Source organism: Micromonospora sp. NPDC023737 (genome assembly GCF_040639715.1).
Taxonomy (GTDB): Bacteria; Actinomycetota; Actinomycetes; order Mycobacteriales; family Micromonosporaceae; genus Micromonospora.
Genome location: NZ_JBFAAL010000003.1, coordinates 412,295 through 438,213 on the forward strand (window position 1 = coordinate 412,295; position 25,919 = coordinate 438,213).

The 25,919-nt window shown below is 70.2% G+C and carries 23 protein-coding genes and 1 tRNA gene; 10 read left to right on the top strand and 14 right to left on the bottom strand.

The features are described 5' to 3' along the window. Positions 1-22: 22 nt before the first annotated feature. Both AB0F98_RS10750 and AB0F98_RS10755 read right to left on the bottom strand, forming a co-directional pair. Entirely contained in the window at positions 23-1,012 is a 990-nt protein-coding gene (locus AB0F98_RS10750; RefSeq protein WP_357732025.1) for a hypothetical protein, read from the bottom strand. Continuing rightward, entirely contained in the window at positions 1,006-1,533 is a 528-nt protein-coding gene (locus AB0F98_RS10755) for a hypothetical protein (protein ID WP_357732488.1), read from the bottom strand. The genes AB0F98_RS10750 and AB0F98_RS10755 overlap by 7 nt, the downstream gene beginning before the upstream one ends. A gap of 629 nt (positions 1,534-2,162) precedes the next feature. On the opposite strand from AB0F98_RS10755, the gene AB0F98_RS10760 reads away from it, so the two are divergent. After that, complete coding sequence (locus tag AB0F98_RS10760) at positions 2,163-2,975, top strand: A24 family peptidase (RefSeq protein WP_357732028.1); 813 nt, start codon at positions 2,163-2,165, stop codon at positions 2,973-2,975. Between the two features lie 21 nt (positions 2,976-2,996). Here the strand turns inward: AB0F98_RS10760 and AB0F98_RS10765 are convergent, their stop codons facing one another. Together AB0F98_RS10765 and AB0F98_RS10770 are read right to left on the bottom strand one after the other, a co-directional pair. Further along, positions 2,997-3,626: a phosphatase PAP2 family protein gene (locus AB0F98_RS10765; RefSeq protein ID WP_357732031.1), complete on the bottom strand. Its 630-nt coding sequence runs from the start codon at positions 3,624-3,626 to the stop codon at positions 2,997-2,999. Between the two features lie 156 nt (positions 3,627-3,782). Beyond that, positions 3,783-4,247, bottom strand: coding sequence for a hypothetical protein (locus AB0F98_RS10770; protein WP_076468897.1), 465 nt, complete (start codon positions 4,245-4,247; stop codon positions 3,783-3,785). A 260-nt stretch (positions 4,248-4,507) separates the two neighbouring features. On the opposite strand from AB0F98_RS10770, the gene AB0F98_RS10775 reads away from it, so the two are divergent. Beyond that, positions 4,508-5,656 (top strand): low temperature requirement protein A, encoded by a 1,149-nt coding sequence (locus tag AB0F98_RS10775; RefSeq protein ID WP_357732035.1) that lies wholly within the window; start codon positions 4,508-4,510, stop codon positions 5,654-5,656. A gap of 12 nt (positions 5,657-5,668) precedes the next feature. Here the strand turns inward: AB0F98_RS10775 and AB0F98_RS10780 are convergent, their stop codons facing one another. The 3 genes from AB0F98_RS10780 to AB0F98_RS10790 all read right to left on the bottom strand — a co-directional run bounded on the left by AB0F98_RS10780 (position 5,669) and on the right by AB0F98_RS10790 (position 10,148). Beyond that, complete coding sequence (locus AB0F98_RS10780; protein ID WP_357732039.1) at positions 5,669-6,739, bottom strand: DUF916 domain-containing protein; 1,071 nt, start codon at positions 6,737-6,739, stop codon at positions 5,669-5,671. A gap of 94 nt (positions 6,740-6,833) precedes the next feature. Continuing rightward, positions 6,834-8,807 (bottom strand): metallophosphoesterase family protein, encoded by a 1,974-nt coding sequence (locus AB0F98_RS10785; RefSeq protein WP_357732043.1) that lies wholly within the window; start codon positions 8,805-8,807, stop codon positions 6,834-6,836. Positions 8,808-8,930: 123 nt separating this feature from the next. Continuing rightward, the gene (locus tag AB0F98_RS10790) at positions 8,931-10,148 is read right to left on the bottom strand and encodes a HupE/UreJ family protein (protein WP_357732046.1); all 1,218 of its coding nucleotides are present in this window, start codon (positions 10,146-10,148) and stop codon (positions 8,931-8,933) included. 178 nt (positions 10,149-10,326) lie between these two features. Between AB0F98_RS10790 and AB0F98_RS10795 the strand changes: the two genes are divergently transcribed. After that, the gene (locus AB0F98_RS10795) at positions 10,327-10,998 is read left to right on the top strand and encodes a hypothetical protein (RefSeq protein ID WP_357732049.1); all 672 of its coding nucleotides are present in this window, start codon (positions 10,327-10,329) and stop codon (positions 10,996-10,998) included. A gap of 97 nt (positions 10,999-11,095) precedes the next feature. On the opposite strand, the gene AB0F98_RS10800 is transcribed toward AB0F98_RS10795, so the two are convergent. Then, positions 11,096-11,995: an SdrD B-like domain-containing protein gene (locus tag AB0F98_RS10800; protein WP_357732052.1), complete on the bottom strand. Its 900-nt coding sequence runs from the start codon at positions 11,993-11,995 to the stop codon at positions 11,096-11,098. 260 nt (positions 11,996-12,255) lie between these two features. Then, a complete protein-coding gene (locus AB0F98_RS10805) occupies positions 12,256-13,092 on the bottom strand; it encodes an LppX_LprAFG lipoprotein (RefSeq protein ID WP_357732055.1) in 837 nt (278 codons plus the stop codon). 278 nt (positions 13,093-13,370) lie between these two features. Between AB0F98_RS10805 and AB0F98_RS10810 the strand changes: the two genes are divergently transcribed. Continuing rightward, a tRNA-Lys gene (locus tag AB0F98_RS10810) sits at positions 13,371-13,442 on the top strand. A 109-nt stretch (positions 13,443-13,551) separates the two neighbouring features. Here the strand turns inward: AB0F98_RS10810 and AB0F98_RS10815 are convergent. Continuing rightward, a complete protein-coding gene (locus AB0F98_RS10815; RefSeq protein WP_357732058.1) occupies positions 13,552-14,481 on the bottom strand; it encodes an NADP-dependent oxidoreductase in 930 nt (309 codons plus the stop codon). A gap of 50 nt (positions 14,482-14,531) precedes the next feature. Between AB0F98_RS10815 and AB0F98_RS10820 the strand changes: the two genes are divergently transcribed. From AB0F98_RS10820 to AB0F98_RS10845, 6 genes are all read left to right on the top strand, one after another. Next, positions 14,532-15,170, top strand: coding sequence for a helix-turn-helix domain-containing protein (locus AB0F98_RS10820; RefSeq protein ID WP_357732060.1), 639 nt, complete (start codon positions 14,532-14,534; stop codon positions 15,168-15,170). A gap of 174 nt (positions 15,171-15,344) precedes the next feature. Beyond that, positions 15,345-15,830 (top strand): DUF417 family protein, encoded by a 486-nt coding sequence (locus tag AB0F98_RS10825; protein ID WP_357732062.1) that lies wholly within the window; start codon positions 15,345-15,347, stop codon positions 15,828-15,830. A gap of 197 nt (positions 15,831-16,027) precedes the next feature. Further along, positions 16,028-16,216, top strand: a complete 189-nt coding sequence (locus tag AB0F98_RS10830; RefSeq protein WP_357732065.1) for a hypothetical protein — start codon at positions 16,028-16,030, stop codon at positions 16,214-16,216. 443 nt (positions 16,217-16,659) lie between these two features. Then, positions 16,660-19,299, top strand: a complete 2,640-nt coding sequence (locus AB0F98_RS10835; protein ID WP_357732068.1) for a TIM-barrel domain-containing protein — start codon at positions 16,660-16,662, stop codon at positions 19,297-19,299. Between the two features lie 301 nt (positions 19,300-19,600). Continuing rightward, a complete protein-coding gene (locus tag AB0F98_RS10840; protein ID WP_357732071.1) occupies positions 19,601-20,542 on the top strand; it encodes a hypothetical protein in 942 nt (313 codons plus the stop codon). 113 nt (positions 20,543-20,655) lie between these two features. Then, positions 20,656-21,738: an NAD-dependent epimerase/dehydratase family protein gene (locus AB0F98_RS10845; protein ID WP_357732074.1), complete on the top strand. Its 1,083-nt coding sequence runs from the start codon at positions 20,656-20,658 to the stop codon at positions 21,736-21,738. A 145-nt stretch (positions 21,739-21,883) separates the two neighbouring features. Here AB0F98_RS10845 and AB0F98_RS10850 read toward each other — a convergent pair whose 3' ends face one another. The 4 genes from AB0F98_RS10850 to AB0F98_RS10865 all read right to left on the bottom strand — a co-directional run bounded on the left by AB0F98_RS10850 (position 21,884) and on the right by AB0F98_RS10865 (position 25,914). Then, positions 21,884-23,041 carry a hypothetical protein gene (locus AB0F98_RS10850; RefSeq protein WP_357732078.1) on the bottom strand — a complete coding sequence of 386 codons (1,158 nt, stop codon included), beginning with the start codon at positions 23,039-23,041 and terminating at the stop codon, positions 21,884-21,886. A gap of 112 nt (positions 23,042-23,153) precedes the next feature. Continuing rightward, on the bottom strand, positions 23,154-23,900 hold the full coding sequence (locus AB0F98_RS10855; protein ID WP_357732083.1) for a ZIP family zinc transporter: 747 nt from the start codon (positions 23,898-23,900) through the stop codon (positions 23,154-23,156). A gap of 92 nt (positions 23,901-23,992) precedes the next feature. Then, on the bottom strand, positions 23,993-25,192 hold the full coding sequence (locus AB0F98_RS10860; RefSeq protein WP_357732087.1) for a GNAT family N-acetyltransferase: 1,200 nt from the start codon (positions 25,190-25,192) through the stop codon (positions 23,993-23,995). Further along, complete coding sequence (locus AB0F98_RS10865; RefSeq protein WP_357732091.1) at positions 25,192-25,914, bottom strand: protein phosphatase 2C domain-containing protein; 723 nt, start codon at positions 25,912-25,914, stop codon at positions 25,192-25,194. Before AB0F98_RS10865 ends, AB0F98_RS10860 begins: the two co-directional genes overlap by 1 nt. Positions 25,915-25,919: the final 5 nt, after the last annotated feature.

Sequence of the window (25,919 nt, forward strand, 5' to 3'; positions counted from 1 at the left end):
CCGATCGGCTCGTCTCTCGGGCTCATCGCGTCACCACCTGGAGTTCGTTGATCTGGATCGGGACGGTCCCCGTCCTCCGCTGCACCGGGATCACTCCCGTCTGGCCGCCGCCCTCCCAGGTCACCGTCCAGTACGTGGTGGCGCTGACCTCGTAGGTGTCGGCCTTCGGGTAGCCGCTGTGGTAGCCGCAGGTCGGCGAGCGTTTGCCGGCGTGCGGGCCGGTGACCTTGTACTCGGTGCCGGGGCCGGTGCAGGTGACCTGCTCGCCGTTGTCCATGTCCCAGACGATCCGGTCGAAGACCGCCGTGATCTCGACGGTCAGTCCCCGTTCGGTCTCGTCGTCGGAGATCACCGGACCGAACGTCTGCGCGGCGTTCTCCCCCCACATCCAGACCGGCAGGCCGACCAGTCCGGGGCCGGTGGCGCGGCGCGGTGCGACAGCGATCCGCGGCGGGCGGATGCTGATCCGGGCCAGCGCACGCCGGGCCAGCTCCTCGGGGTCGGGCGGGGCGCCGTAGCCGGGCGGGGGACCGTCGAGCAGTTCCTCGTGCTGGTCGCCACGGTCACCGCCGTTGCAGGTGACCAGGTACCACTGCTTGCCGTCGGGTGTGTCCGGCGGCGGGGGATCCTCCAGCTTGTAGTAGCAGCCGTCGGCGTTGTTGAACCAGCCGAGCAGGTCGTCGTAGCACTTCACGGTGCGGCCGTTCCACTGGCACTTGCCGCCGCCACCGCCTCCGCCGGAGTCCCCGCCCCCGCCGTCGCCACCGCCGTCCCCGCCGCCGGGGGTGCCCGGGTCGTCGTCCCAGACGCTGCAGTCGTGTTGCTCCGGCGGACACGATCCGCCCGGGTCGGCCCGCTTGGCCGCGGTCGCCGGTCCAATGCCGGCCACGACCAGCGCGACCGCCAGACCGAGACCGGCGACCCGGGCCATCCGGCGTCGGGCGTCGGCCCGGCGGGCTGCCCCGGCCCGTGGGGGCCGGGCCGGGGCAGCGTTTCCTCCCCAGGTCAACACGGCTGATCCTGGTGGGCGGCGCCGGCACTGATCAACCAGCGACCGTCGGGGTACCGGGTCGCGGTGGCGGTGGCGAGGTACCGTTTCGGGCCGCTGCCGGGGACGACCCGGCGGTCCTTCGTGTAGACCAGCCGGTACCCGGTCGCGTCGAGGCAGTCCTGGATCTCCACGGTGGCCGGTACGGCGCTCAGGCTGACCGCGGTCACGGTGGGGTCGGACTTCAACGTTCCGGTACGCATCGCGCCGTGCTCCTTCGCGTCACGAATTGCCATTCGGACCCGGGTCAACAGCGGATCCGCGAGGAACCTGGCCAGTTCCGGCGCGTACGGATCGCTGTGCCGACTCGCCGTGCGGGACGCGGCGAGATAGCCGGAATACGCGTCGAGCGCGGCTTTCCCCGCGGCCTGTTCATCGGCGTACCGGTCCGCGTCGGCTTCGGCGGCCGCGGGTTCCAGCGGCTGGACCACCGCCTCCCTGCCCGCGCCGCACGCCGTGATCGACGCCGTCGCCGTGACCGTCATCAGGCAGATTGCCGCTCGGCTGAGCTGCCTTCCTCGCACCGCCGTGCCTCCTCGGTGGCGACCCGGCGGTCACCTCCTCGTCGCCGCCGGGCATGCGGAAGCGCTCCCGAATGGTCACATCCGGGGTTGCGGAATGCGCTGCCGCATTTACCTTTACGGATCTTCTGCAAAAACGAAGCTGGATGCCGTCCCATCGTCTCGGTGAGGCTTGCGTCACACCCAAGGGGCGAGCATAGGCTGACGTTCGCCAATGCAACAGAGGAAACTCATCTGAATACTCTGAGTAATGACAGGTGGTGGTGGCGGGTGGCTGCCAGCCAGTCCGGCCGGGTCGCGTACCGACGGGTCGGCCCGCGCTCCGGCCGGCGGCATGGAGCGGCACGGGGTGAGGTCCGCGCCGGCCGGACGGTGGAGGCGACTCGACCCGCTCGCGGCATCTCGCCCGATCCGTCCCCTCGTCGTCGAGCGGTGTCGCCGCGTCGACCCCGGTCGGTCGCCGCTGCTGGGCTCGCCGTAGCGCAGTGGAGGCGCCCGGTCACTTTCCGCGCCATCCGCTACACCCAAGCGATCGTTAAGTTACGTTCCGTGTTCGTCCTCGGCGACTCGGGTGAGCAAGCCTGGTGGTGGTCATGGAGCTGAGCGGTAGCCTGCCCCGATCCGATCAGGAGCGCGCGTCGACATCGCGCGACGGCCCGGCCAGCGGTGGCGGACGACCCGGTGCCCGACGTGCCGCACTCGCCGGTCTCACGCTCACCCCGCTGCTGCGGCTGGCGGTGCTACGGCACGCCGTACCGGCCCGATCCGCCCGCAGCGCCGGATGTTCCACCTGCGGCGAGCCCGTCGACCTGCGGCGGCCGTGGCCGGCGCTCGGCCCGGCGGCGCGCTGCGGGCGCTGCCGGGCCCGAGTGGGTCCGCCACCAGGCGGCGTCGAACTGGCCACGATCGGGGCGGTGGCGGTGCTGGTGCTGCTCGGTCCGCCCGCGGCCGAGATGCTCGCCGTCGCCTGGTGGCTCGGCTGGGTTCTGCCGCTGTGCTTCATCGACGTCGCCGTGCACCGCCTGCCGGACCGGTTCACCTGGCCGGCGGCGGCCGGGGTCGGGGCACTGCTCGGGCTGGCGGCGATGAACGGCGCCGGAGCAGGCCCCTGGCTGCGGGCCGTGCTGGGCGGCGTCGGGCTCGCGCTCTTCTTCGCCACGACCACCCTGCTGCTGGGCGCACGGGGGTTCGGGCTGGGCGACGCCAAACTGGCCCTCGGCGTCGGGGCGCTGCTCGCCTGGCACGGCTGGCCGGTGCTGGTGGCCGGGCTGCTGCTCGCGCTCGGGCTGTCCGCCCTGGTCAGCCTCGGGCTCCTCGCGGCTCGCCGGGTCCGCTGGTCCGGTCATGTGCCGTTCGGTCCGTTCCTCGTGCTCGGCACGATCGCCGCGCTGCTCCTGACGGGATGAGCACCGAGCGGCCGCGACCGGTCAGCGGCGGGTGGAACCACCGATCGGGTCGGCGACCGGCGGCTCGGCATGCGACCGGCGGCGCAGCAGCGCGGCGACCGGCCGCACCAGCAGCGGGACGAGCAGCAGGACCACGCCCGTGCCGAGCAGCAGACCGGCCACCACGTCGTGCGGGTAGTGCACGCCGACGAAGACGCGGGAGAATGCGGCGAGCGCCGCCACGGGCAGTGCCACGAGGCCGATCCGGCGGGCGAGCAGCAGGGTGGCGACCGCCAGAGCGCCCGCGACCGTCGAATGGTTGCTCGGGAACGACCAGTCACCGGTCGGCGGGCAGGAGCCGGCGATGATCGCCTGAACTGCCGCGCGGCACGGCCGTTCCTCGTCGACCAGAGTCTTGAGCCCTTCACTGCAGCCGTACGCGAGGACGACCGGGATGGGCGCGACAAGAGCGAGCGCCCGGTCCCGTGGGCCGGCGCCGAGGCGGGTGACCGCGGCGACCAGCAGCAGCAGGCCGAGCAGCACGATCGCCCCCTCGGTGAAGTGCCCGGCGAACCACTGCACTGGCTGCGGACTGTCCGCCGCCGCGTCGACGATGTCCTGATACCAGTCGGCGCTGAACTCCGGTACATCGATCGTGCCGGTCCTCACCATGAATCACCTCACCAATCGTTGATACTCCGTCAACCCCGATGAAAGGTACGGATCACCGAGATTCAACAGCAGTGACGAACGGCGAGAGATTCACCTGGCTTTGGTCGCAGCGGCCGCACGGGCGGGTGGCCACGATCCGGGGCAGGTCACTGAGGATCAGGAAACCTCGAGTCCGCCGGACATCCGCTCCCGGACCTTCTCCAGCGCCTCGAAGGCGTACGCCCAGTTGTGGCACTTGAAGCTGCGCAGCCCGTCGATGGCGGTGTGGCAGTCGCTGCAACGGACATTGGGGATGGCGTCGGGCACCTCGGTGTTGACGTACTTGCGGTCACCGAGGATCACCATGGCGATCATCGTCCGATCGTGTACGCCGTCGAGCGCGGACGACACGATGTCGTACCAGGTCACCCGCCGGCCGCACTTCGGGCAGTCCGGCTCGTCGCCGCTGACCCAGAGCGGGGCGCCGATACTGCGCGGCGGGATGCCGAGCAGCTTCTCCAACCGCCGTACGTCCGACTCCGGGGTAGTCCAGCGGTGCCGGCCGGGTAGCGCGGCGGGCGAATCGTAGACGGCTCGGAACAGGTCGGGTTCGACCTGGACGGTCTCCCGCTGACTGGTCATCGCGTCCTCCTCGACGGTCGGTGCCCCCACCGTGGTTCGCGCACGCCGTGGGGTGCAGCCGGATCAACGACACGACCTCCCGCGGGGTCGTCCCGCACCGTGCCGCCCGCCGATCCGGCGTCGCGCACGCCGATCTCCGGCACGAGCATCTCGGCGTCGTCCCGTCGAGCCACGGCCCGTGCGGCCGTGTCCCCGTTTTCGCCACGCGAGCGTCGGGCCGGGTGGTACGACATCAGCGGAAGGCGGGCGGAGGAGCGCGGATGGTGAGCAGGCCCGAGCGGCTGCTGCGGCACCGCGAGGACCCGGCGAGCGCCACCTTCCTGGAGCTCTTCTTCGACCTCGCATTCGTATTCGCGCTCAACCAGCTGACCATGGTCCTGCTCGTCGACCTCAGCCTCGCCGCGGCGCTGCGGGCCGCGATCCTGCTCGCCGCGCTCTGGTGGTTGTGGGTGGCGACCACCTGGTCGGCCGACTGGTACGCCCCGGGCGCGCTGGTTCTGCGGGTGGTGCTGATCGGCGCCGCGCTGGGCGGTCTGCTCATGGGGGCGGCCGCGCCGAACGCCCTCGGTGGGCGGGCCGAACTCTTCGCCGGTGCGCTCGTCGCCACCGAACTGGGCCGGGGCCTGCTGGGCCTCCTGGCGCTGCGCAACCATCCTCGCCACCGACGCACCCTGCGGATCCTGTGCTGGTCCGTCGTCAGCGGCGCGCTGTGGATGGCCGGGGTCTTCACGCCGGCGGCGCGCGTCCCGCTCTGGCTGCTCGCGCTGACGACCCACTACCTCGGGCCCAGGCTCGGCTGGCCGGTGCCCGGGCTCGGACGAGCCACTCCCGAGGAACTCCAGCTCACCGGACGTCACCTCGCCGAACGCTTCCAGCAGGTCTTCGTCATCTCGCTCGGCGAGCTGGTCCTGACGGCGGGTCTCGGGTACACCCGCGCCGGCACCGGGGCGGCGCACACCGTCGCGTTCGTGCTGGTCTTCGCCACCGCGGTCCTGCTGGGCCTGCTCTACGTGACGCCGGCCGGCCAGCAGCTCGCTCCGGCGATCGAGCGCGCCGACCCGACCCGGTTCGGTGCCGAGTCCGCGTACCTGCACCTCGTCATCGTCGGTGGCGTGGTGGCCACCGCCGCCGGCGCGGAGCTGGTCATCGCCCGCCCGGGCGAGGCGGGGGCGGTGGCGTTCGTGGTGGCCGGGCCGGCCCTCTTCCTGACCGGGCGGCTGCTGCTCTCCACCGCCATCCACCGCCGCCTCTCCTGGCCCCGGCTGGTCGGGGTGCCCCTGCTGGTCGTGATCGGTGTGGTCACCGCGGGCCTTCCGCTGCTCGTCGCGACCGCGGCCACCACGGTGCTCCTCTCCGTGGTGGCCGTGGTGGAACGGGCGGGTGTCTTCACCGCGCGTCAGGTCGTCTGAACGCTCGGCGTGCTACGCCTTCGGTCCGCGGAGCGCCTGCTCGACGGCCTCCTGCACGCGGGCGTCCTCGCGCTGCTTGCGGCGCACCCGGTTGCGGCGGGTGAGGCGGATCGCCACGACGACGGCCGCGACCACCACGACGACCAGCAGCAACAGGGTCCACGGAACGACCCAGGTGTGCGCGGTGTCCGAGATCTTGTCGAGCGGGGTGATGGAGCCGGACGGGTCGGTGAGCAGCGGCGTGAGGGTGGCGGTCGCGGCGAGCCGGAACGCGGGACTCACGTCCTCGACCGGTACGGTGACCTGCCAGCTCTCGCCGGGCAGCAGTTCCGGCGTCTTCGGCAGGTCGTGGGCCTTGGTGCGCAGCAGCCCGAACGGGCCGGAGACCGAGGCCGCCTGCTGGCTCGACAGGGCGGCGTTGCCGGTGTTGTGGACCTTGTAGGTGATGGTGGCGTCGCCCCGGCCGAACGGGTTCCAGGTGCCCCTGTAGTCGACGTCGAAGTCCTCGATCGCGAGCGCCGGCTTCAGCTCGCCGCCGACCCGCAGCTTGATCCGGATACCGAGTCGCCGATCCACGTTGATGCCCTCGGCCTGGTCGGGCTGGGTCAGGGAGGTGAGGATGCCGCCGACGTAGTCGCCGGGTGTGGCGTTGTCCGGGACGCTGATCTTGATCGGTACGGTCGCGGTCTTCCCCGGCTTGATTGCGACACTGGCGCTGTCGGGGTGTACCCAGGCGCCGATGGCGACCGACTTCTTGTCCCGGGTGAGCAGGTCGAGCTGGCCGGCTTCGGTGGTGAAGCCGTCGGCGGCGTACACGGTGAGGTTCAGCGGGGCCTTGCCGCGGTTGGCGACGACCATCCCGTCCTCGATGGTGCCGCCGGGGTTGACGTTGTAGCTGTAGCTGGACCGGGTCGCACCGTAGCTGTTGGAGGCCGTCCTGACCGTCCAGGTGACGTCGCCGTCGGCTGCCAGGGCGGGACCGGCGCTCATGCCGGCGGCCGCGACGGCGGCGAGCAGGGACAGGACTGTCGTACGGAGGAGCTTGGCGGTCCGGGTCGTCCAGCGCGTTGCGGGCGCGTGCATCTCTGGTCCTTGCTAGGTGTGATCTTGGGGAGGGTCGAAACGGGTGGTGGGGTAGGCCCCGAAGGTGCCTACCCCGCCGGTGGAGCAGGTTCGATCAGCTGCTCAGGGCAGTGATCGTGAGGGTGGCGCGGTAGCTACCCTTGGCGACCTCGTTCGGGAACTTGAGGTCGAGGTCGGCACCGAGCTTCGCGGTACCGCGGGCGTGGCCCTGGTCGGCCGCACCGAGGCCGCGCGAGATCGCGAGACCCTGGCCCTGGTCGTCGTAACCGGAGGCCACCGGAGCGCCGGCCGTGGCACCGGCCCCGGCCGAGACGACCTGCGGCGACCAACCGAGGTACGAGCCGGCGATGGTCTTGTCGCCGTCCTTGAAGTCGCTCACGTTGGCCGAGATCGACCACGGGGCGAGCGAGAAGCGGCTGTCCGACACGAGGATCGGGTTGATCTTGCCGGTCGCCTCGAAGGAGAACGCGTCGCGTTCCTTCGCGGTGCCCAGGTCAACCAGGCCGTTGTAGCCGTCGATCGTCCAGCCGAACTCACCGGTCGCCGTGGGCACGTTGACCTGGATGTCCTGACCGTTGCCGTGGTACGGGTGGATCGTCACGTTGTCGACGATCGAGCCCACCGGCTGGCCCTCGGCGGTGTTGGTGCAGGAGAGGCCCTTCTCGACCGCCGCGTTCGGGGCCGCGCAGGTGCCGCTGCGGATGTTCTCCACGACGAGCTTGTCGGCCTTCACGCCCACCTTGACGTAGGTGCGGACGTGCTCCTGGTTCTGCACCGAGTTGTACCAGTACTTGTCCGGGTCCAGCGGGTCCGGACCGTTGCCGTGCGGCTTGCCCGCCTCGGCGGCGTTCGGCTTCTTGATGTCGTAGTACTTCGAGCCCGAGGCCGAGTTCGCCGTCACGTAGATGACGCCGCCGGGGCCGGGGAACACGTCGGCCGCGCCCGGCTGCTCGGCCGGGTTCTCCTTCTCGCCGTTCTTGATGGAGTAGCTGCGGGAGTAGCTGTGGTCGTGCCCCTGCAGCACCAGGTCGACACCGAGGTCGGAGAAGACGGTGGTGAAGTCCTTCCGCCGCTGCACGTTGTCACCGTCGGTGGCGTGGCTGGCCGGCGAGTAGATGGAGTGGTGGTAGACCAGCACCTTCCACTTCGCCTCGGCGCCGTGCTTGTTGATCACATCGGTGACGTACGCGACGTGCGCCGCGTCGCCGCCGAGCGAGCCGTCGGACGGGTTGGCGTAGCTGTTGCTGTTCAGGTCGATGAACAGCGTGTCCTTGTGGACGTACCAGAAGTCACCGCCCGAACGGGTCGCCGAGTCGCCGTTGTAGTACTGGCTCGAACGGTCCGTGTTCGGGGTGAAGTGGTGCTGCTCCCAGGACTTGCCACCGACGTCGTGGTTACCGATGGTGGCCGCGACCGGGTACTGCCGCAGCTCGTCGGGGGCGAGGAACGCGTTCCACTGGGACTCGTTGTTCGCCGACTCGACGTGGTCACCGCCGGAGACCAGCATTTCGATGTTCGGGTTCGCGGTGGTGGCGTAACGCAGGGTCTCCGCCCAGCCGGCCTGGTCCTTGGCGATGTCGCCGGAGGAGCCGATCTGCGGGTCACCGAAGAAGAGGAAGTCGTAGTCGCCCTCGAAGTCCTGCGTCTTGAACGCGTACGCCGTGGACCAGTTGCCCTCGGAGCCGACGCGGTACGAGTACCCCGTGTTCTCCTTCAGGTTGGTGATCGTGGCGTGCCGGTTGAACCCGGTGGTGGAGGTGTTCGCCGCGCCGGTGGCGTCGAACGTGATGGCATCGGCCGGGAACTCGCCGTTGACGATCGAAGCCGTCGGGGCGACCTGGACCTTCTGCGCGGTGTCACCCGAGGAGTACCAGGTCACGATGCGCTGGGTCTCGTTGGCGCCCACCCCGAGGACGATGCCGCTGTAGGAGGTGGCGTCGGCCGCGCTGGCGGCGGTGGTCAGGCCACCGCTGAGGGCCACGCCCATGCCGAAGATCGCCGCAGCGGCCCCAGTGGCCATGCGACGGCGCACAAGCCGGGAGGCCTGTGCCGAGGTGCTCAGTCTCATCAATTTCCGTCCTTTTCGGATGAGAGGTGTTGCGAGAGCGACCTCAACCTGTCGGTGTTCGGTGAACCGATCATGAATGCGGCCCGGCCGGTCGGTATCGCGCCCAGGAAGACCAGCGTTTTCTCAGAATCCGAATACACGCTGCACGAACCAGAAAAGCCCCATACCGGCCACACCCGCGGAAACTGCGCCGGTGGCCCAGAGGCCGACCTTCGGCGAGCGCCGGCGCAGCACCGCCAGCAGCGGAAAGACGACAGCGATGATCGCGAGTTGAACGATTTCGATTCCGACGTTGAACACCAGCAGCGACCACAGCAACTGCCAGGACCAAGCCTCATCGATGCCCAGCGCACCCGCGAAACCCAGACCGTGTACGAGGCCGAAGCAGAACACCACTGCGAGGCGGAGCCAGCCCGCGCGGTCCAAACTGAAGTGTCCGTGGCCCGCCGTCTCCAGATCCGTCGCGTGCCTGCCGCGACGCCAGATCCCGAACAGGTGCCAGGCGGCCACCACGGCGATCGACAGGGCGATGACGGGTTCCACGATGCCCGCCGGTGCGTCGACCAAGCCGAGCGCCGCCAGCATGAAGGTCACCGAGTGCGCCAGCGTGAAGCTCGTGGCCGCGAGCACGATCTCGCGCAACCGCCGTGATCCGGCGATGAGCGCCAGCAGGAACAGGATGTGGTCGAGCCCGGTCAGCAGGTGCTCGGCACCCAGGCGCAGGAACTCCCAGAACCGCTCGTACCAGGTCTGACCCGTCGAGAAGGACGGGTGCTCGGCGTCGAGCGCGGCGCTGCCCGAGCTGCCGTCGACGTCGTACGTGAGGATCGTCTTGGTGCCCTTGACGTACTCCTCCGAGTCGGGGAAGAGGCCGCTGCGCACCTCGTGCTCGGCGCCGCTCTCGGCACACGCCCAGTCGAGCAGCATCCCGGCGTACGGCACACCCTCCCGTACGCCGAGGGTGAAGTCGCCGACCTGCGTCGGAGCGCAGGTAACACCGTTCGACGCGACCGAGAAGCGCTTCGTGACATACCCGACCGTCGACTTCCGGTGGGCGTTCAGCGCCGCGACCATGCCTGTGGCGTCGCGATCGTCGAAAGCGGGCTGACCCTGCTTGAACAGCGGGTCGTCCTTCTCGTAGTCGGCGGCGGAGACGACGAAGAGGTCGTACTCCAGTTCCAGTTTCGTCCGTACCTGACCTTCGTCGCCGACCGTGACGTCGCCGTACACGGTCGACGTGAACCCGTGGGCGAGGGCCGGCCCGGCGCTCAGCAGGGTGATCACCGCGGCGGCGAGCCCGACGACGGTGACGGCGAGGCTCCTGCGAATACGTTGCGACATGCTCTTTCCTTCTGTTGGCCAGTGCACGGTGCATGTCGCGGATGAACGGCAACCGGGCGATCGACGAACCGTTGGCAAACAAAGACCCAGGTCAGGCCTGCGGCTGCCGGTATCCGGCAGGACCTGGGATAGGAAGGAGCCCGCACTTTCCGTACGCCTCGAGAGGACGACGACCACCTTGCGTCCCCCGCTTCGGGCCGTTGCGACCCTGGCCACGGTCGCCGCCCTGCTCACCGGCTGTGGCTCCGGCGACGACTGGTCGCAGCCCCGCCCCAAACCCAGCCCCGTCGGCGCCCTCGGCACCGGGTTCGTCGACCCCACCGACCCGCCCAAGCCCGAGGGGACGGTCACGCCGCGGCCCGGCTCCTGGAACTCGGTCCACCCGCCGAAGGGCTACCGGGTGGTGCTGCTCACCACGGGCGACGACGCCCCCACCAAAGCCCTCGTCAAGGCGGTCGAGGAATGGGCCGAGGACGAGGACGTCGACCTGCGGACGGTGGCCCCCAAGGACGCGCACGACTTCGTGCCGAGCATCGACCGGGCCGTCAAGATGAGCCCGGACCTCATCGTCAGCGCCGGCAACGACCTGATCGACCCGCTCGCGATGGTCACCGCGAACCACCTGTCACAGCAGTTCCTCGTCGTCGGCGCGGAGGTCGCCGAGCCCACCGAGAACGTGACGGCGGCCGACTGGTCCGGCGCGTCGTTCCGGGGCGAAGGGCTGGGCATGTCCTCGACGTACGACGCGAACTCCTTCACGGCCGAACGCTGCGCGGCGGCCATCCGGGCGGGCGTGGCGGCCGTACTCAACGACCTGACCGGCATCGTGATCTGGCTCGACCAGCACTGACGGCGCTGGACCGGCCGACCGCCGATGGTCCGGCGGCCGCATGCGGAACGGCCCCGGTGCACCAGCACCGGGGCCGTTCCGCGTCGATGCGCTCGGGTCAGCTGCGGGTGACCAGGCCGGCGTCGACCACGTACTCCCCGCCGTTCGTGGCGCTGAACTCGGCGCTGGCGGTCAGCAGGATGGGGTCCCGCTCGTACGTGTTCACCATGTCCGAGTCGGTGGCGTCGTCGCCGACGTCCGAGGCAGTGGTGTCGTACGTGTTGGCAGCCTCGATCCAGACCCGGTAGAGCAGTTCGGTGCGGGTGGTGAGCGACCAGGTCCCGTCCGGGTTGACCGTGGCCGTGCCCCCGCCGGTGGTCCCGCTCTGCTGGGACCCGACCTTCACACTCAGCACACCGTCCGGGCCTGGGGCGATGCCCGGTTCGCCCTCGTCGCGCTGCCCGTCCCCGTCCAGGTCGTGCCAGATCACGCCCCGCACCACGCAGGTGCCGGAGATCGGCACCGCTACCGAGGTGGTGTTGTTCTCGGTGTTGCTCTCCTTGCGCTGCGGCTCGACCGTCGCGGTGACGGGTACGCGGGAGCCGGGTTCGGCACCCGCCACCACGAACGGCAGCCAGACCCGCTCCGCCCATCCGGGCGCCAGCTCCGCGTGGGCGCAGGTGTAGCTCGTGCCACCCACCGCCGTGCAGGTCCACGCACCGTCGGACCAACCGGGCTCCGCCGTCCGGAGCCCTTCCGGCACGGACACGGTGAGGCTGACCGGGCCCGACGTGCCCGTGCCGCCGTTGCGGACGTCGATCTGGGTGCGGAAGGTTTCGCCCTCCGCCGGGTTCAACGCGTCGACCGTCATCAGGTTGACGAACAGGTCGGGTTCGGTACGTCCGGCCGCCACCGCGTCGGCCGGAACGAGCGCCGTCGAGGCCCCGGCGAGGGCGAGCGCGGACAAGGAGGTGGCAAGGGCCCGACGGATGGAGCGGGAGGGTGCACTGGCTGGCATGACGTCCTCAGGTCGCTGGGTCGGCCAGTCCGAACGGATGGCCGAGGTGGAGATCACCTCCACCACTCACTCGGCGTCCCGCGCATCGGGGTCGTTACGCATTTCGTCCGTCTATAGCAGACAGTGACAAAGATCACTGGGATGGCGAATGCGCAACGGTTCGCCGAGAGCCCGCCGCTCGCGTCCCCGGAGAGGATTCGTCCCGGAAACGGCGCTGCCCGGCCGGTGACGGTCACCGGCCGGGCAGCGTTCGGCACTGATCAGTTCCCTGCGGTCAGATCCCCCAGGCCCTTCAGCATCTCGGCCAGGTCGGCCGTCTCCGCCGGAGGCGGCGTGTCGATGTTCACCGGCTTGCCGTAGTCGGTGTAGTCGATCGTCATGTCGCTCATCGTGCCCATGACCATGTGCGTGCGGCGCGGCCGGTACTCCTCGTCGACCCAGAGGTCGACCGTGACCTCCTTGACGCCCTGCTTCGCCAGCTGCTCCTCGATCTGCGGCCGCATCTTGGCGTCGACCTGCCCGAGGTACGTCGCCACCGGAGCGGTCACGGTGTAGTGGACCGTACGCGCTCCGTTGACCGTCTCCTCGCCGACGACCTTGACGCCGTCGGTGGCCAGCAGCGTCTTGACCTGCTTGGCCGGGTCGACGTCCTCGAACTGCTTGGAGAAGTCCATCCCAGCCGGGGCGCCCGCGGCGGCCAGGTCGAGCTTCATCCAGCGCTTCCCGTCGAGTTCGGCGCGCTCCGCCTCCGGAACTTCGATGTAGACGGCTGTGCCGATCATCCGGACGGTCACCGGGGTGCCATCCGGGCCCGTCGTCTTCATCTCGGCCTTGACCGGGTCACCGAGGTCCAGCACGCCCTGCATCGAGAGCTTCTGACCGGCGGTCGTGCCCTCCATCGCCACGGTCACCGAGTCGCTCTTGTCGGTGGCGTCGATCGTCTTCTGCAACGAGCCCTTCAGGTCGCTGGCCAGCAGCTCCAGCACGCTGGGCTGCTTCGGCTCCTCCGACGACCCGGGCTTGGAACCACAGGCGCTGACCGCGAGCGCGGTGAGCGCGGAGACGGCCACGACCGTGGTCTTCTTCCAAAGTGACACGCGACAACTTCTTTCCCCGACGGATCCTGGGGACCACCCCAGATAGACGGGCGACACGTTATCCCACCCGGGCGACAGGAAGCCGCCCTGCGCGCGTACGCCCCGGAACCACCCGGCGGCGCCCGAGCGCCAGGCGCGGGGCGGAGCCGGTTCACGCGCGGCCATCGGGCTTCCTGGGCCGGGAGCCCCGGGCAGGGCCGCCGATCCCGTCGCTGCGGCGCACCTGCCCTGAGAGCCGCGCGCCTCGCCGTGTGGGTCGGGTAGCCTAGGTGGTCGTCGGGCCGCTAGCTCAATGGCAGAGCTGTGGACTTTTAATCCATAGGTTCAGGGTTCGAGTCCCTGGCGGCCCACTTCCTGCAGCTCAGCGGCCTGTTGTGCGGCCGAGGGAGTCCGGATCACGGGTGGTTCGGGAGCGAAGTGCGCGTTCCCGGGCGCCGGCACGTGGCTCGCCAGTACTGCCTACGGCTTCAGCACGATCTTGCCTCGCGCGTGACGGGACTCGCTCAACTCGTGGGCGGCGGCCGCCTCGTCGAGCGAGAAGACGGCGGCGACCGGCACCGTGAAGCGCCCCTGCTCGGCGAGCTCGCCGGCGGCGGCGATTCCTTCGAGCGACGGCGCGTCCGCGCCGGGACCGGAGCCGCGCGACAGGTGTACGCCGTACGCGGCGGCGTTGACGTCGGCGATGCTCACCACCCTCTCCGGGCTCGGCACCAGGCCGACCAGGTGGGGCAGCGACCCGGAGCCGGCGCTGTCAAGCACGACATGCACTCCACCGGGCACCAGAGCCTTCACCCGTTCGGCCAGCCCGGGGCCGTAGGTGGTCGGGATCGCCCCGAGCGAGGCGATGAACTCGTGGTTGCGCTCGCTGGCGGTGCCGATGACGGCTGCGCCGCGAGCGACCGCGATTTGGATCGCCGTCGTGCCGACGCCGCCGGCCGCGCCCTCGATCAGCAGGACGGTGCCGTGTCCGACGTCCAGCCGGTCGAGCACGCGAGTGGCCGTCTCGATGTTGCCGGCGGCGCCGCCGGCCTGCTCCCAGCTCAGTGCGGCCGGCTTCGGTGCCCACGCGGCCAGGACGGCGTATTCGGCGTTCGCGCCGCCCATCTGCGCGTAGTCGGTGATCCCGAAGACCTCGTCACCCACTCGAACCGTGGTCACCCCCGCACCGACCTCGTCCACCACGCCGGCCGCGTCTACTCCGGGCACGTGCGGCAGGCGGAGCGGAATCCACTCCTGGAACCGGCCGGCACGGACGTACGTGTCGGCCGGATTGACACCCGAGGCCCGGACCGTCACCCGGATCTGGCCCGGTCCGGCGTGCGGTTCCGGCATCTCGGCGACCTTCAGCACGCTCGCCGGACCGTATTCGGAGAATTGCAGCGCTCTCATGCCCGCGGACGTTAACGGGCCCAACTCTCCGCCCGAGTAAAGTGAGAGTGGTGACCGACGGTTTGTCTCACCCCCTGCGCACCGACGCGCTGGACAATCGCGGGCGCATCCTCGAGGCCGCCCGTGCGGTGTTCGCAGCCGACGGTGTGAACGCTCCGATGCGGGAGATAGCCCGGCGTGCGGGAGTCGCGCCCGCGACCCTGTACCGCCACTTCCCCACGAAGGAGAATCTGGTCACCGAGGCATTTACGGAGCAGATGCACGCGTGCCACGACATTGTCGACGAGGGGCTCGCCGACCCGGATCCCTGGCGCGGCTTCTGTCTCGTGATCGAGAAAATGTGTGACCTGCACGCGCGGGACGAGGGCTTCACCGCCGCCTTTGTCGCGGCCTTTCCCAAGGCGTTGGATTTTGAGGCGCGTCGCGAATACGCGCTCACGGCGATAGCTGAATTGGCCCGCCGCGCCATGGCCGCCGGCCGCCTGCGCTCCGACTTCGTCCTGGACGACGTACTCCTCGTGCTGATGGCCAACAGCGGCATCCGTGCGACCTCACCGGCCGCCCGGATCACGGCTTCCCGGCGCTTCGCCGCGCTCGCCATCCAGGCGTTCGAGGCCTCCCCGGGCGCCTCGCCGCTCCCACCGCCGGTGGGGTCGACGTCTCCGGCGTCGACGTCGGCCTCTCGCTGAGGACAGTCACAGGCGAGCCGAGTTTCCGTTACGCACGTCCCGATACCCAAGGTCACGCAGGTCCCACGCCCGGTCGAGGCGGGATGCGCTGTTCGCGCCCTCGGTGTGTGGCTGGCTGTAGCGGGTAATGGCTCGCAGCACACCGACCGTCGACCCAGCGACTAGGAGCGAGCGATGGGCACACGACACGCCTCCGCCGATGACCTCGCCTCTGTAGGCCTCTCGATTCTGCGCTCGGGACTGGCGACGAACATCTTGTGGATCGGTGCGCTCAAGTTCAAGCAGTACGAGGTCCAGAACGACGAGCCCTTGGTGACTTCGAGTCCGCTGTTCTCACGGCTCCGCCAGAAGTTGGGCGCACAGAAGCTCAACCGGCTCATCGGGATCACGGAACTCACCGTGGGCTCTCTGATCGCCGCGAAGCCGTTTGCGCCGAAGGCATCGGCGATCGGCAGCCTCGGAGCGGCAGGGATGTTCCTCACCACGCTCAGTTTCCTGGTCACGACGCCGGAGGCCCGGCAGGAAGGCCAGGGGGTATTCAGCATCTCTCAGCTGGGGCAATTTCTGTTGAAGGACACAGTGCTTCTCGGTGCCGCTCTGCTGACTGCTGCCGATTCGCTCGTCGCGGCCCGCCCTTCCGGCCGCTGCCGGACGTGGTGACCGCTGAGCGAGTCGTTCGGCATGGCGGCCGTTGGCGCGTCGCGGTTGCCGGTGGATGAGTCGAGCCGCCACGAGAAGATGCGGCACACCCTCGGTCGCACCGGTCCGTACCCCCGGTTTGCGGGTCGCATCTTCAGCGCGAGCGAGGTGGCCCTGGGTAGGCCCGCCCAGATCTGTTCCTGCGCGCCGCAGCGCGGATGGGCGGGCCGCCGAGTGCCTGCGTTGCGGTCGAGAACAGTCGCTACGGCGTGCAGGCGGCCCGCGCCGCCGGTATGCGGTCCTTCGGCTACGCCGGCGGGCTGACTCCGGCATCTTGGCTGGATGGTCCGGCCACGGTCGTCTTCGAGGACATGCGTAAGTTGCCGGTTCTGCTGGCTGCCGCGTGAGCCGTCGGGTTGAGCTCGCACACCGCTGGACGTGACAGCGCCGGCAATGGCGTCGCGGACGTCGAGTGAGCGCCACGAGATACCTGGCAGCGGCTCGACGGCGGCGCCGGGGGCGGCCCTACGGCGGATCGAAATGTCCGGCATCAGGCGTTGACAGCTGGACCGGTGCGACCGTTGACGGAGAGTAAGAGAGAAGGGACACCCGGCAGGGTCCGTTGACAGGTGTTTCAGCCTGGTGACAACGTTGTCATCGCCATATTTCCTCCATGTGAGACGAGGAGCGCACGTTGCTCTATCGGAATTCACGCCGCCGTGGCGCGACAGCAGCCGCCACGGCCGGCATCCTCGTCACGGGGCTGATACTCGCTCCGTCCGCACCGGCCCAGGCCGGCCCTAAGAAGGCGAAAGACGGAGCCGTTCGGTCCGGTGACGCACGTTTCGAGGTGCTGTCCCCGACTCTGATCCGCACCGAGTACCAGAAGGACGGCAAGTTCACCGACGCCGCCACGTTCAACGCCATCGGGCGCGATGACTTCCCCCGTACGCGTTTCACGAAGCACGTCGAGAACGGCTGGCTGAGCATCGACACCGGTGCGATGACGTTGCGTTATCGGGTCGGCTCGGGCGCGTTCAATGCCGACAACCTCACGGTGCAGCTCAAGACCGGCGAGCAGGTCGTGCAGGGCCGGCCATGGGCCGACCGCGCCGCCCCGGACTGCGCGTTCGGTGTGCTCTGCGAGGCCGAATCGTTGCAGCTCAACGGTCCCGGCGTGGCCACCGACCACCGGGGGTACACCGGCCGTGGCTTCGCGGCCGGTTTCGCCTCGTCCGGCGACTCGGTCAAGTTCGCGCTCGACGCTTCGGCTAGTGGCACGAAGCAGCTCACCGTCCGTTACGCCAACAGTGCCGGCGGCGACGGCCAGAACGTGACCCGCACCCTGACGGTGCAGGTCGACGGCGAGGCCGGCCCCACGCTGACGCTGCCGCCCACCGCGAACTGGGACACCTGGGACCTGGCCAGCGTGCCGCTCGACCTCACCGCGGGCCGGCACGAGATCACTGTCGTACGCGGCCCCAACGACTCCGGCAACGTGAACATCGACAGCCTCGCGGTGGTCAACCCGGGCGATTCGTTCCCGGCACCGGCCGCGCCCCAGCCGCAGCCCCTGCGGTTCGGGATGCTGGGTGAGGCGGAGACCGGCGCGCTGACCGGTGGCGCGAAGCCCGCGAACGACCACAACGGCGCCTCCGGCACGGGCTTCCTGGCCGGCCTGGAGAACACCTCGTCCGCCGTCGCGCTCACCGTGACCGATGTGCCGTCCGCTGGTGACTACCGGGTGCAGATCCGCTACGCCAACGGTCAGGCCGGCTCCCAGCCGATCCAGTCGCGCACCATGTCGGTCACGGCCGGAACGGCGGCACCGGCGACGGCGACCCTCCCGCCGACCAGCGGATGGGACTACTGGAACACGGTTTCCGTCCCGGTCCACCTCGACGGCGGCACCAACACCGTGACGCTGGGCTGCCCCACCGACGACAGCTGCAACGTCAACGTCGACACGGTCGCCGTCACCAGCGCCGACTCTCCGCTGCTCGCCCCGCACGCGCCGCTCGGCGGCTACCGCCGGGGCCTGGACGGCGTGAGCGGGTCCGCGCTCACCAGCCCGGGCCTGCTCTACCAGGACGGCTGGTACCTGCTCGACGACTCGGCCTCGGCCCTGCGCGACACCAAGCCGCGGCCCGCCGCCGAGCAGGACGGCTACGTCTTCGCGTACGGTCAGGACTTCACCCGTGGTCTGAAGGACCTGTCTACCCTGACCGGGCCCACGAAGCTGCTGCCGAAGTGGACGTACGGGGTTTGGTGGTCCGAGTACTACGACCGCACCGCCGCCGAATTCCAGGACCTCGTGGCCAAGGCCAAGGCCGAGGGCGTGCCGATGGACGCGCTGGTCCTCGACACCGACATCAAGGCGCCGGACAAGTGGAACGGCTGGAGCATCGACCCCACCCGCATCCCCGACCCGAAGGCCTTCTTCAAGTGGGCCAAGAAGGAGGGCCTGCACACGGGTATCAACATCCACCCGAGCATCCTCGGCTCGGACCCGAAGTTCGCACAGGCGCAGGCCACCGCGAAGGGCAAGCTGCAGCGCGTCGGCTGCAACGGCGGTGCGGACTGCTACGCGTTCGACTTCGGTGACCCCGACCAGCTCAAGGCGTACCTGCAGCTCCACGACGAGATGGTGCCGAAGGGCAGCAACGGCCCGAACCTCTGGTGGATGGACTGGTGCTGCGACAACTCGAAGTCCTCGCTCGACGGCGTGACTCCGGACGCGTGGATCAACCAGCAGTACGCCGACAAGACCGGCTTCGCGTTCTCTCGGGCGTACGGGTCGCTGCAGGCCGGTGGCTACAGCAGCCCGACCCCGGTGCCGACCGGACCGTGGGCGGACAAGCGCACCACGCTGCACTTCACCGGCGACACGACCTCCAACTGGCAGACCCTCCAGATGGAGGTCGGCTACACGCCGGGCGAGTCGGCCGCGACCGGGCTGGCCGCGGTCAGCCACGACATCGGCGGGCACACGGGTGGCCTGCAGCAGCCGGGCAGTGAGCCGGGCAGCACGAAGCTGCCGGACGACCTGTACGCCCGGTGGGTCCAGCTCGGTACGTTCCAGCCGATCGACCGGCTGCACTCCAACCACAGCGACCGGCTGCCCTGGCAGTACGGCCCGGAGGCGGAGGCGTCGGCCAAGAAGTTCCTGAACCTGCGGGAGGAACTGCTGCCGTACACCTACGCCGCGGCTCAGGAGGCCACCCGCACGGGTACGCCCATCGTCCGCTCGATGTACCTGGCGTACCCGAACGAGCAGGCCGCGTACGCCACCGCCGGTTCCGAGTACCTCTACGGTCCGGACTACCTGGTGGCACCGGTGACGACGCCCGGCAACACCGCCACCACGTCGGTGTGGTTCCCGCCGGGCAACGACTGGACCGACATCTTCACCGGGAAGACATACCGGGGCGGCACCACGCAGAACATCACCACCACGCTGGACACCATGCCGGTGTTCAAGAAGCACTGAGACAATCCGGTCCCAGACCGGCACCCGACCACCACCGGCTCTCCCAGGCCGGATTGAAGGACGGGCCCGGACGCCGGCCGGGTGGGGAAACCCACCCGGCCGGCGTCTTTTTCGACGTGGCGGCGCCACGAGCGGCCGACCGTCGATGCCACACGGGCCAGAATCCGAGCCGTTCGAATGCCGGGCCTGCGTACCTGCTGCGCCGGGGGCGGGGCGTGGGCTTCAGCCCGGAAATCGACCGCGGACTGTCGGTCGCCGCCGCTATCCTCCCTGCACTGTCCACAGCAGACGAGGAGGACATATGATCCGAACCCTTCGACGCGGCGCGATCGTCGTCGCGTCCGTCATCGGCCTGACCAGTGCGCTCCTGGTGCCGGCGCCGGCAAGCGCGGCGCCGGCCCCCGAGAGTTCCCTGTCCTGGTCGATCGAGCCGTCGGACGGGCAGGGCGAGCCGCTCAGCGGCGTCCTCACCGAGCCCGAGGCCAGCTTCCAGAGCCTGCGCGACGGGAACATCCATCGCCTGAACGTCTCGTCCGCGGGCCCCTACTGGTCGATCTCGATCGCCCCGCCGGTGGGCGAGCAGTTGCACCCGGGGATCTACCCGAACGCCGAGCGGGCCGGCTTCCAGACTGGCCGGGCTCCCGGCCTGGACGTCAGCTACGGCAGCAGCGGCTGCAACGAGGTCTATGGCCGGTTCACGATTCACCAGATCGGATACGACGCGGCCGGCACGATCAACATGCTGGAGGCGACCTTCGTACAGCGTTGCTCGCCGGGCGCGCCTGCCATCAAGGGCACCCTGAAGTACAAGGCGACTCCGCTGTCGTACCGGTGGAACCTCACCGACCAGGAGCCCGCCACTGCCGATTCGCACACCTACCGCGGGGCCACCAGCACTTTCTGGGCGCAGACGTTCTGGAGCAGCTCCGTGCGCTTCGGTGCCTCAGGCGACCGGATGAACGACATCGTGGAGTTCTCCCCACCACAGGGTGAGCGGCTCACGGCCGGCACGACCTACCGCAACGCGCAGCCGGTCGGTGAGCAGGATCCGGGACGGCCGGGCCTGTCCGTGGAGCGCCTCCGCTGCCGGCCGACCACCGGCGTCTTCAAGATTCTTGAGCTGGAGTACGGCGCTGATGGCGAGCCGGTCGCGTTGTCGGCGACCTTCACCATCACGTGCACGGAATATCCGAGCCCGGAGAACCCGGACGTGCTCAAGGGCGTAATCCACTTCCACGCGTGACCTGTCTCCACGGTCGGGGTGCCGGGCGTACCCGTCACCCCGGCTATCGTGCATCCGGGCTGATCAGGCGAGGAAGGCACGTATAGGGGCGGTCTGGGCGGGTACGGTCGGGCATGCGGATCGTGGTGGTCGGGGCCAGTGGCAACGCCGGGACGGCGCTGTTGCGCCGGCTGCGCCGGGAGCGGGACGTGGAGCTGGCCGGAGTCGTCCGGCGGCTGCCGGGGCCGGACTCTGGGGAGCCGTACGACCAGGTGGAGTGGCACTCCTGCGACATCGGCATGCCCGGCGCGGCCGACCAGCTCGCCGAGGTGTTCGACGGGGCCGGGGCGGTCGTGCACCTGGCCTGGCAGATCCAGCCCAGCCACGACCAGCGGGTGTTGCACCGGACCAACGTCGGCGGCAGCCGGGCGGTGATCGACGCGGTGGTCCGGGCCAAGGTGCCGGCCCTGGTGTACGCGTCGTCGGTCGGCGTCTACGCGCCCGGCCCGAAGGACCACCCGGTGAGTGAGCGTTGGCCGGCGACGGGAGTGCCCGAATCGTCGTACAGCCGGGACAAGGCAGAGGTGGAGGTGTTGCTCGACGACGCCGAACGGGAGCATCCGGAGCTGCGGGTGGTGCGGATGCGACCCGGGTTGAACTTCCAGCGGGAGGCGGCCACCGAGATCAGCCGCTACTTCCTGGGTCCCCTGGTGCCGGTTCAACTGCTCCGGTTCAACCGGATCCCGCTCGTACCGACCCACCGCCGGCTGCGGATGCAGGCGGTGCACACGGACGACGTCGCCGAGGCGTACACCCGGGCGGTCCTGGGCGATGCGCGCGGCGCCTTCAACCTGGCGGCGGACCCGGTGCTGACGCCGGAGCTGGTGGCCCGGCACTTCCACGGTTGGACCGTGCCGATCGCCGCGCCGGTGCTGCTCGCGGCGGCGAAGCTGACCTGGTACGCGCGGCTGCAACCGATCGACGCCGGCTGGGTGCAGCTGGCGCTGAGCTCGCCGCTGATGTCGAGCGAACGCGCCGAGGCCGAGCTGGGCTGGCAGCCACGGGTCGACGCGCTCGCCGCACTGAAGGAGCTCTTCACCGGGATGGCCGAGCGTGCCCACACTGCCAGTCCGCCCATGTCCGGCGCACCCGACCTCCCCGGCCGTCCGGCCGCCCTCCTGAAGGGCAACCCCACCGCCCACCAAAACCCCTACTGACCCCACCCCCACCCCCGGGATCCCCGCTCCGCTCCGCTCCCGCCCGCTCCTGCTGCGGTGATCATGAAGTTATCGTCGCGACACGCCGATGCGGCGGGCAATAACTTCATGATCACCGGCGAAAGGGCCGGGGCCGGGGAGGGGGTCAGGTTAGGTGGGCGCCTAGGAAGAAGATGCCGGGGTGGCCGGGGGTCTCGAACTGGCCGCTGCGGTTACGGCGGAGCGTGGAGTCGTCGATCGTCATCGTGCCCGTCCGGTCGTTGCTGACGAAGAAGATCGCCCCGCCACCCTCATTGGCCTTGTTGTTCTCGATCACCGTGCCGGCGATCCGGACGGTGAAGCGGTTGCCGTCGCAGTAGATCGCGCCGCCGCTGCCGCCGCCCGGCGTACCGGACTTCGCCGGGTTGGCGCCGTTGCCGATCGCCTCGTTGCCGGTGAAGACACTGTTCAGCACGGTCCACGACACGCCGATGCTGCTCAACGCGCCGCCGTTCGAGCAGGAACCGTTCTCGAAGGTACTGTTGACGACGTACACCGGCTTGTTCTCGTACTGGCTGAGCACCCGTAGCGCGGCACCGCCCAGGTCCGGCCCGGTACGGTCGCAGCGGTTGCGGACGAACCGCGCGTTGACCACCTTCACCCGGCCACCCCGGACGAAGACCGCGCCACCCCCGCCGCCCTCGGCCTGCTCGCCCGTGGAGTTGCCCTCGGCGATGGTGATGTTCTGGACGGTGAGCTGCGGGTGGTCCTGGTTCTGGCAGTGTGAGGTGGTCCAGCCCTGCGCCTCGTCGCACGTGTTCATGTAGAGGATCCGCCGCTTGTCCTGACCGCTGAGGGTGACCTTGCCACCGCCGTCCAGCACCACCTTCGGCCCGTTGGCGTTGCGTACCTTGGCCGTGGCGGTCATCCGGATCGTCACCGGATCCGGTCCGCAGTCGAAGGTGATGACGCCGCCGGCCGCGACGGCCTTCACCACGGCGGCCGACGTGCAGCTCGCCGGGGTTCCGCTACCGACCGTCCGGGTCGGCTTCGAGGTGTCCACGGCTCGCGCCTCGGCCGGTACCGGCGCGCCCCCCTTCGGGTTCCCGGCCCGGAACGTCGTCGCCGGCCGCTTCGACGGGGATGGGCTCGGGCTGCCGAACCCGGTCCGGGCCGCCGGGGCCGCCTGCTGTGCGCCCGTCGGCGACCCGGGGCTGACCGAGGGGGTGACCGGCGGCGTCGTCGTTGTCGGGCCGGCCGTGCCGCAGGCAGACAGGGCGAGGAGGCCGGCGGCGAGGAGGGCGAGGGGGGAACTGGTGCGCACGCCACGATGCTAGGGAGCGGGCGCCGTGCCGGACGGCCGCGCCGGGCCGGCTTAACCCGTTGCTAAGCCGCCCGCGACCGGATCGATGCGAGCGGCAGGGCGAGCGCCGGCTTCAGATGTGGCCCAGGGCGTACGCGGTCAGGAAGCCGGCCACGGTGATCAGACCGACCAGGAGGTGAGCGTCCTCGAACGCCTCGGGAACCATGGTGTCGGTGATCATCGCGAGGATCGCCCCGGCGGCGAGCGCGGTGATCCCGGCCAGCAGCGTCGGCGACGCGCCGCCCAGCAGGACGTTCCCGCCCAGCGCCGCCACCCCGCTGAGCAGCGCGATACCGCTCCACAGCAGGAAGACGAACCGTCCGCTCCGACCGGCCCGCCGCATCCCGGCGGCGCTGGACAGCCCCTCGGGGACGTTGCTGAGAAAGACCGCGACCACGGTGACCAGGCTGACCGCGTTGCCGGCGAGCAGGCTCGCGCCGATCACCACCGATTCGGGGATGCCGTCGAGTACCGCGCCGACGGCGATGGCTTGACCGGAACCGGGCTTCTCCCGCTCCGAGGGTTGCCGACCGGAACGTTTCCGATGGCGGGCGCCCCGCCGGGCCAGGGCGACGTTGGCGAGCGTGTAAGCCACGGCGCCGCCGGCGGCCCCGATCGCGGTCGGGAACACCCCACCCCGCTCGTGCGCCTTGTCGATCAGTTCGAACGCGGCGGCGGACAGCAGCACGCCCGCGCCGAACGCCATGATCGACGCGTTGATCCACCGCGGTACGTGGGTGTACCACCCGACCGCCGCCCCGATCAGCAGGGCGGACCCGGCGAGCAGCCCCCAACCACCTGCCTGCAACCACTCCGGCACTCCGGGACCGTACCCGTGCCGGACGCGGCCGGAAACCGGGACGCGGCCGGAAACCGGGTTCGTGGCCGGAAGCCGGGACGCGGTCGGAACTCTCAGAAGTCGGCGAAGAGGTACGGCAGCTGGCGCGGGAAGATCCGGCGCAGTTCGGCGGCGGCGTCGGCCGGCACCTGCCCGAGCCCGCGCAGGTGAACCTCGATCGGGTCGAGCACCCCGTACGCCAGCGCGGAGAGCCCGGCGGCGGTGAGCGTCGCCGTCGGCACGGACGTGATGGTGGTCGTACCGTCGAGGAGCTCCAGCGAGCCGGTGGTGCCGTCGAGCAGGTGGGTGCCCGCCAGCCAGCGGTCGTCGGTCAGCTCGACGCGTACCCGCCCCGGACCGGCCGGCAACCCGGTCAGCGCGTCCAGTGCGAGCAGTCGGGCCATCGGCGCCGAGGAACCCGGTCGAGCCACCCGTGCCTGCACGTGCACGGCGAGGTCGGTTAGCCACAGCTCCGGCAGCTCGTCGGCGGCGAGCTGGAGACTGACCCGCTCCACCTGGTCGACGTGCCGGGCGAAGAACTGCAACAGCAGGGCCCGGGCGTACGGGTCGGCGACGAGCAGGTCGTCGGCGGTCAGTTCGCCACCGTGTTCGTCGATCCAATACGTGACCACGCCGGCCAGCGCCCCGTCGACCCGGGCGGTGAGCAACCAGCGGTCGTCGTCGTCGCGCAGCCGGACGTCCCGGTAGTCGGGGAAGAGCGCGAACCCGTGCCGGTCGTGCAGGCAGCGCTCGGTGAACTCCCGCCACGCCGGGTAGCCAGTGCCGATCCGTTCCCAACCCACCTCGCCGGGAAGCTCGGCGCGGAGCAGCGGGGACAGGTCGACCGGGGAGAAGGTGGCCGTACGCGGCTTGGGTAGCCCGACGTAGCCGAACCGCGCGTAGAAACTGGGGCGGAACGGGTAGAGCGCGGTCAGCGGGTGACCCTCGTCGCGCATCTCGTCGAGGAGCTGGTGCAACAGCGTCCGGACGTGCCCCTGCCGGCGGGCCAGCGGGTGGGTAGCCACGCCCGCGACACCGGCCATGGGCAGCACCGCGCCACGCAGGTTCTGTCGCATCGGGATGGCCGAGGCGGCCGCCAGGGTCTCCCCGTTCTCCTCGACGATCAGCGTCCGGTTGCCCTCGTTGTACGGCAGGTAGTTCCGGAACTCCTCAGCCCGGCGCGAGCTCCGCGGAGTCGCCTCGAAGGCGTACGCACCCAGGACGAAGCTGGTGGTCAGACGCTCCTCGGAACTGATCCGGCGGACGGCCGCCATCAGGCGACCAGAGTGACGTCGGAGACCACCACTGTCACGTTGTCCGGCGCACCGGCCTGGTGCGCGAGCTTGACCAGCTGCTCACCGCAGAGCTGCCGATCGCCGTACGCGCCGAGGGTCACCGCGATCGCCTCGTCCGCGACGTAGTCGGAGAGGCCGTCGCTGCACAGCAGCAGCCGGTCACCGGCCTGGACGGTCAACGTGCCGATCGTCGGTGGACTGTCCGCCCCCTGCACGGCGCGCGTCACGAGAGACCGTTGGGGGTGCTGCCGGGCCTGGTCGGGCGTGAGCGCACCCTGGTCGACCAGGGCCTGCACGAACGTGTCGTCCCGGGTCAGCTGGGTCAGCTTGTTGTCGCGCAGCAGGTAGCAGCGTGAGTCGCCGACCTGCGCCAGCACCAGCGTCTCACCGGCGAGCAGGGCGGCCGTCAGCGTCGTACCCATGCCGTCACGGGCGGGATCGACGGTGATGGCGGCGTGGATGCGCTGGTTGGCGGTGCTCACCACGGCCCGCAGCGCCTCCATGGCCGGCTCCGTCTCGGCCGGCGGAGCCAGCTCGTCCAGGATCCGGATGACGATCTCGCTCGCCACCTCCCCCGCGGGTAGTCCGCCCATGCCGTCTGCGACGGCGACCAGCCGGTCACCGGCGAGGGCGGAGTCCTCGTTGTTGGTCCGGACCAGGCCGATGTCGTTGAGGATGGCCGAGCGGAGGATGAGCGTCATGCGCC

Excerpts from the sequence above, each read along its gene's own strand:
- AB0F98_RS10755 (WP_357732488.1), bottom strand. The coding sequence starts at position 1,533 with ATGACGGTCACGGCGACGGCGTCGATCACGGCGTGCGGCGCGGGCAGG.
- AB0F98_RS10760 (WP_357732028.1), top strand. The coding sequence starts at position 2,163 with ATGGAGCTGAGCGGTAGCCTGCCCCGATCCGATCAGGAGCGCGCGTCG.
- AB0F98_RS10765 (WP_357732031.1), bottom strand. The coding sequence starts at position 3,626 with ATGGTGAGGACCGGCACGATCGATGTACCGGAGTTCAGCGCCGACTGG.
- AB0F98_RS10770 (WP_076468897.1), bottom strand. The coding sequence starts at position 4,247 with ATGACCAGTCAGCGGGAGACCGTCCAGGTCGAACCCGACCTGTTCCGA.
- AB0F98_RS10775 (WP_357732035.1), top strand. The coding sequence starts at position 4,508 with ATGGTGAGCAGGCCCGAGCGGCTGCTGCGGCACCGCGAGGACCCGGCG.
- AB0F98_RS10780 (WP_357732039.1), bottom strand. The coding sequence starts at position 6,739 with ATGCACGCGCCCGCAACGCGCTGGACGACCCGGACCGCCAAGCTCCTC.
- AB0F98_RS10785 (WP_357732043.1), bottom strand. The coding sequence starts at position 8,807 with ATGAGACTGAGCACCTCGGCACAGGCCTCCCGGCTTGTGCGCCGTCGC.
- AB0F98_RS10790 (WP_357732046.1), bottom strand. The coding sequence starts at position 10,148 with ATGTCGCAACGTATTCGCAGGAGCCTCGCCGTCACCGTCGTCGGGCTC.
- AB0F98_RS10800 (WP_357732052.1), bottom strand. The coding sequence starts at position 11,995 with ATGCCAGCCAGTGCACCCTCCCGCTCCATCCGTCGGGCCCTTGCCACC.
- AB0F98_RS10815 (WP_357732058.1), bottom strand. The coding sequence starts at position 14,481 with ATGAGAGCGCTGCAATTCTCCGAATACGGTCCGGCGAGCGTGCTGAAG.
- AB0F98_RS10825 (WP_357732062.1), top strand. The coding sequence starts at position 15,345 with ATGGGCACACGACACGCCTCCGCCGATGACCTCGCCTCTGTAGGCCTC.
- AB0F98_RS10830 (WP_357732065.1), top strand. The coding sequence starts at position 16,028 with ATGGGCGGGCCGCCGAGTGCCTGCGTTGCGGTCGAGAACAGTCGCTAC.
- AB0F98_RS10840 (WP_357732071.1), top strand. The coding sequence starts at position 19,601 with ATGATCCGAACCCTTCGACGCGGCGCGATCGTCGTCGCGTCCGTCATC.
- AB0F98_RS10845 (WP_357732074.1), top strand. The coding sequence starts at position 20,656 with ATGCGGATCGTGGTGGTCGGGGCCAGTGGCAACGCCGGGACGGCGCTG.
- AB0F98_RS10860 (WP_357732087.1), bottom strand. The coding sequence starts at position 25,192 with ATGGCGGCCGTCCGCCGGATCAGTTCCGAGGAGCGTCTGACCACCAGC.
- AB0F98_RS10865 (WP_357732091.1), bottom strand. The coding sequence starts at position 25,914 with ATGACGCTCATCCTCCGCTCGGCCATCCTCAACGACATCGGCCTGGTC.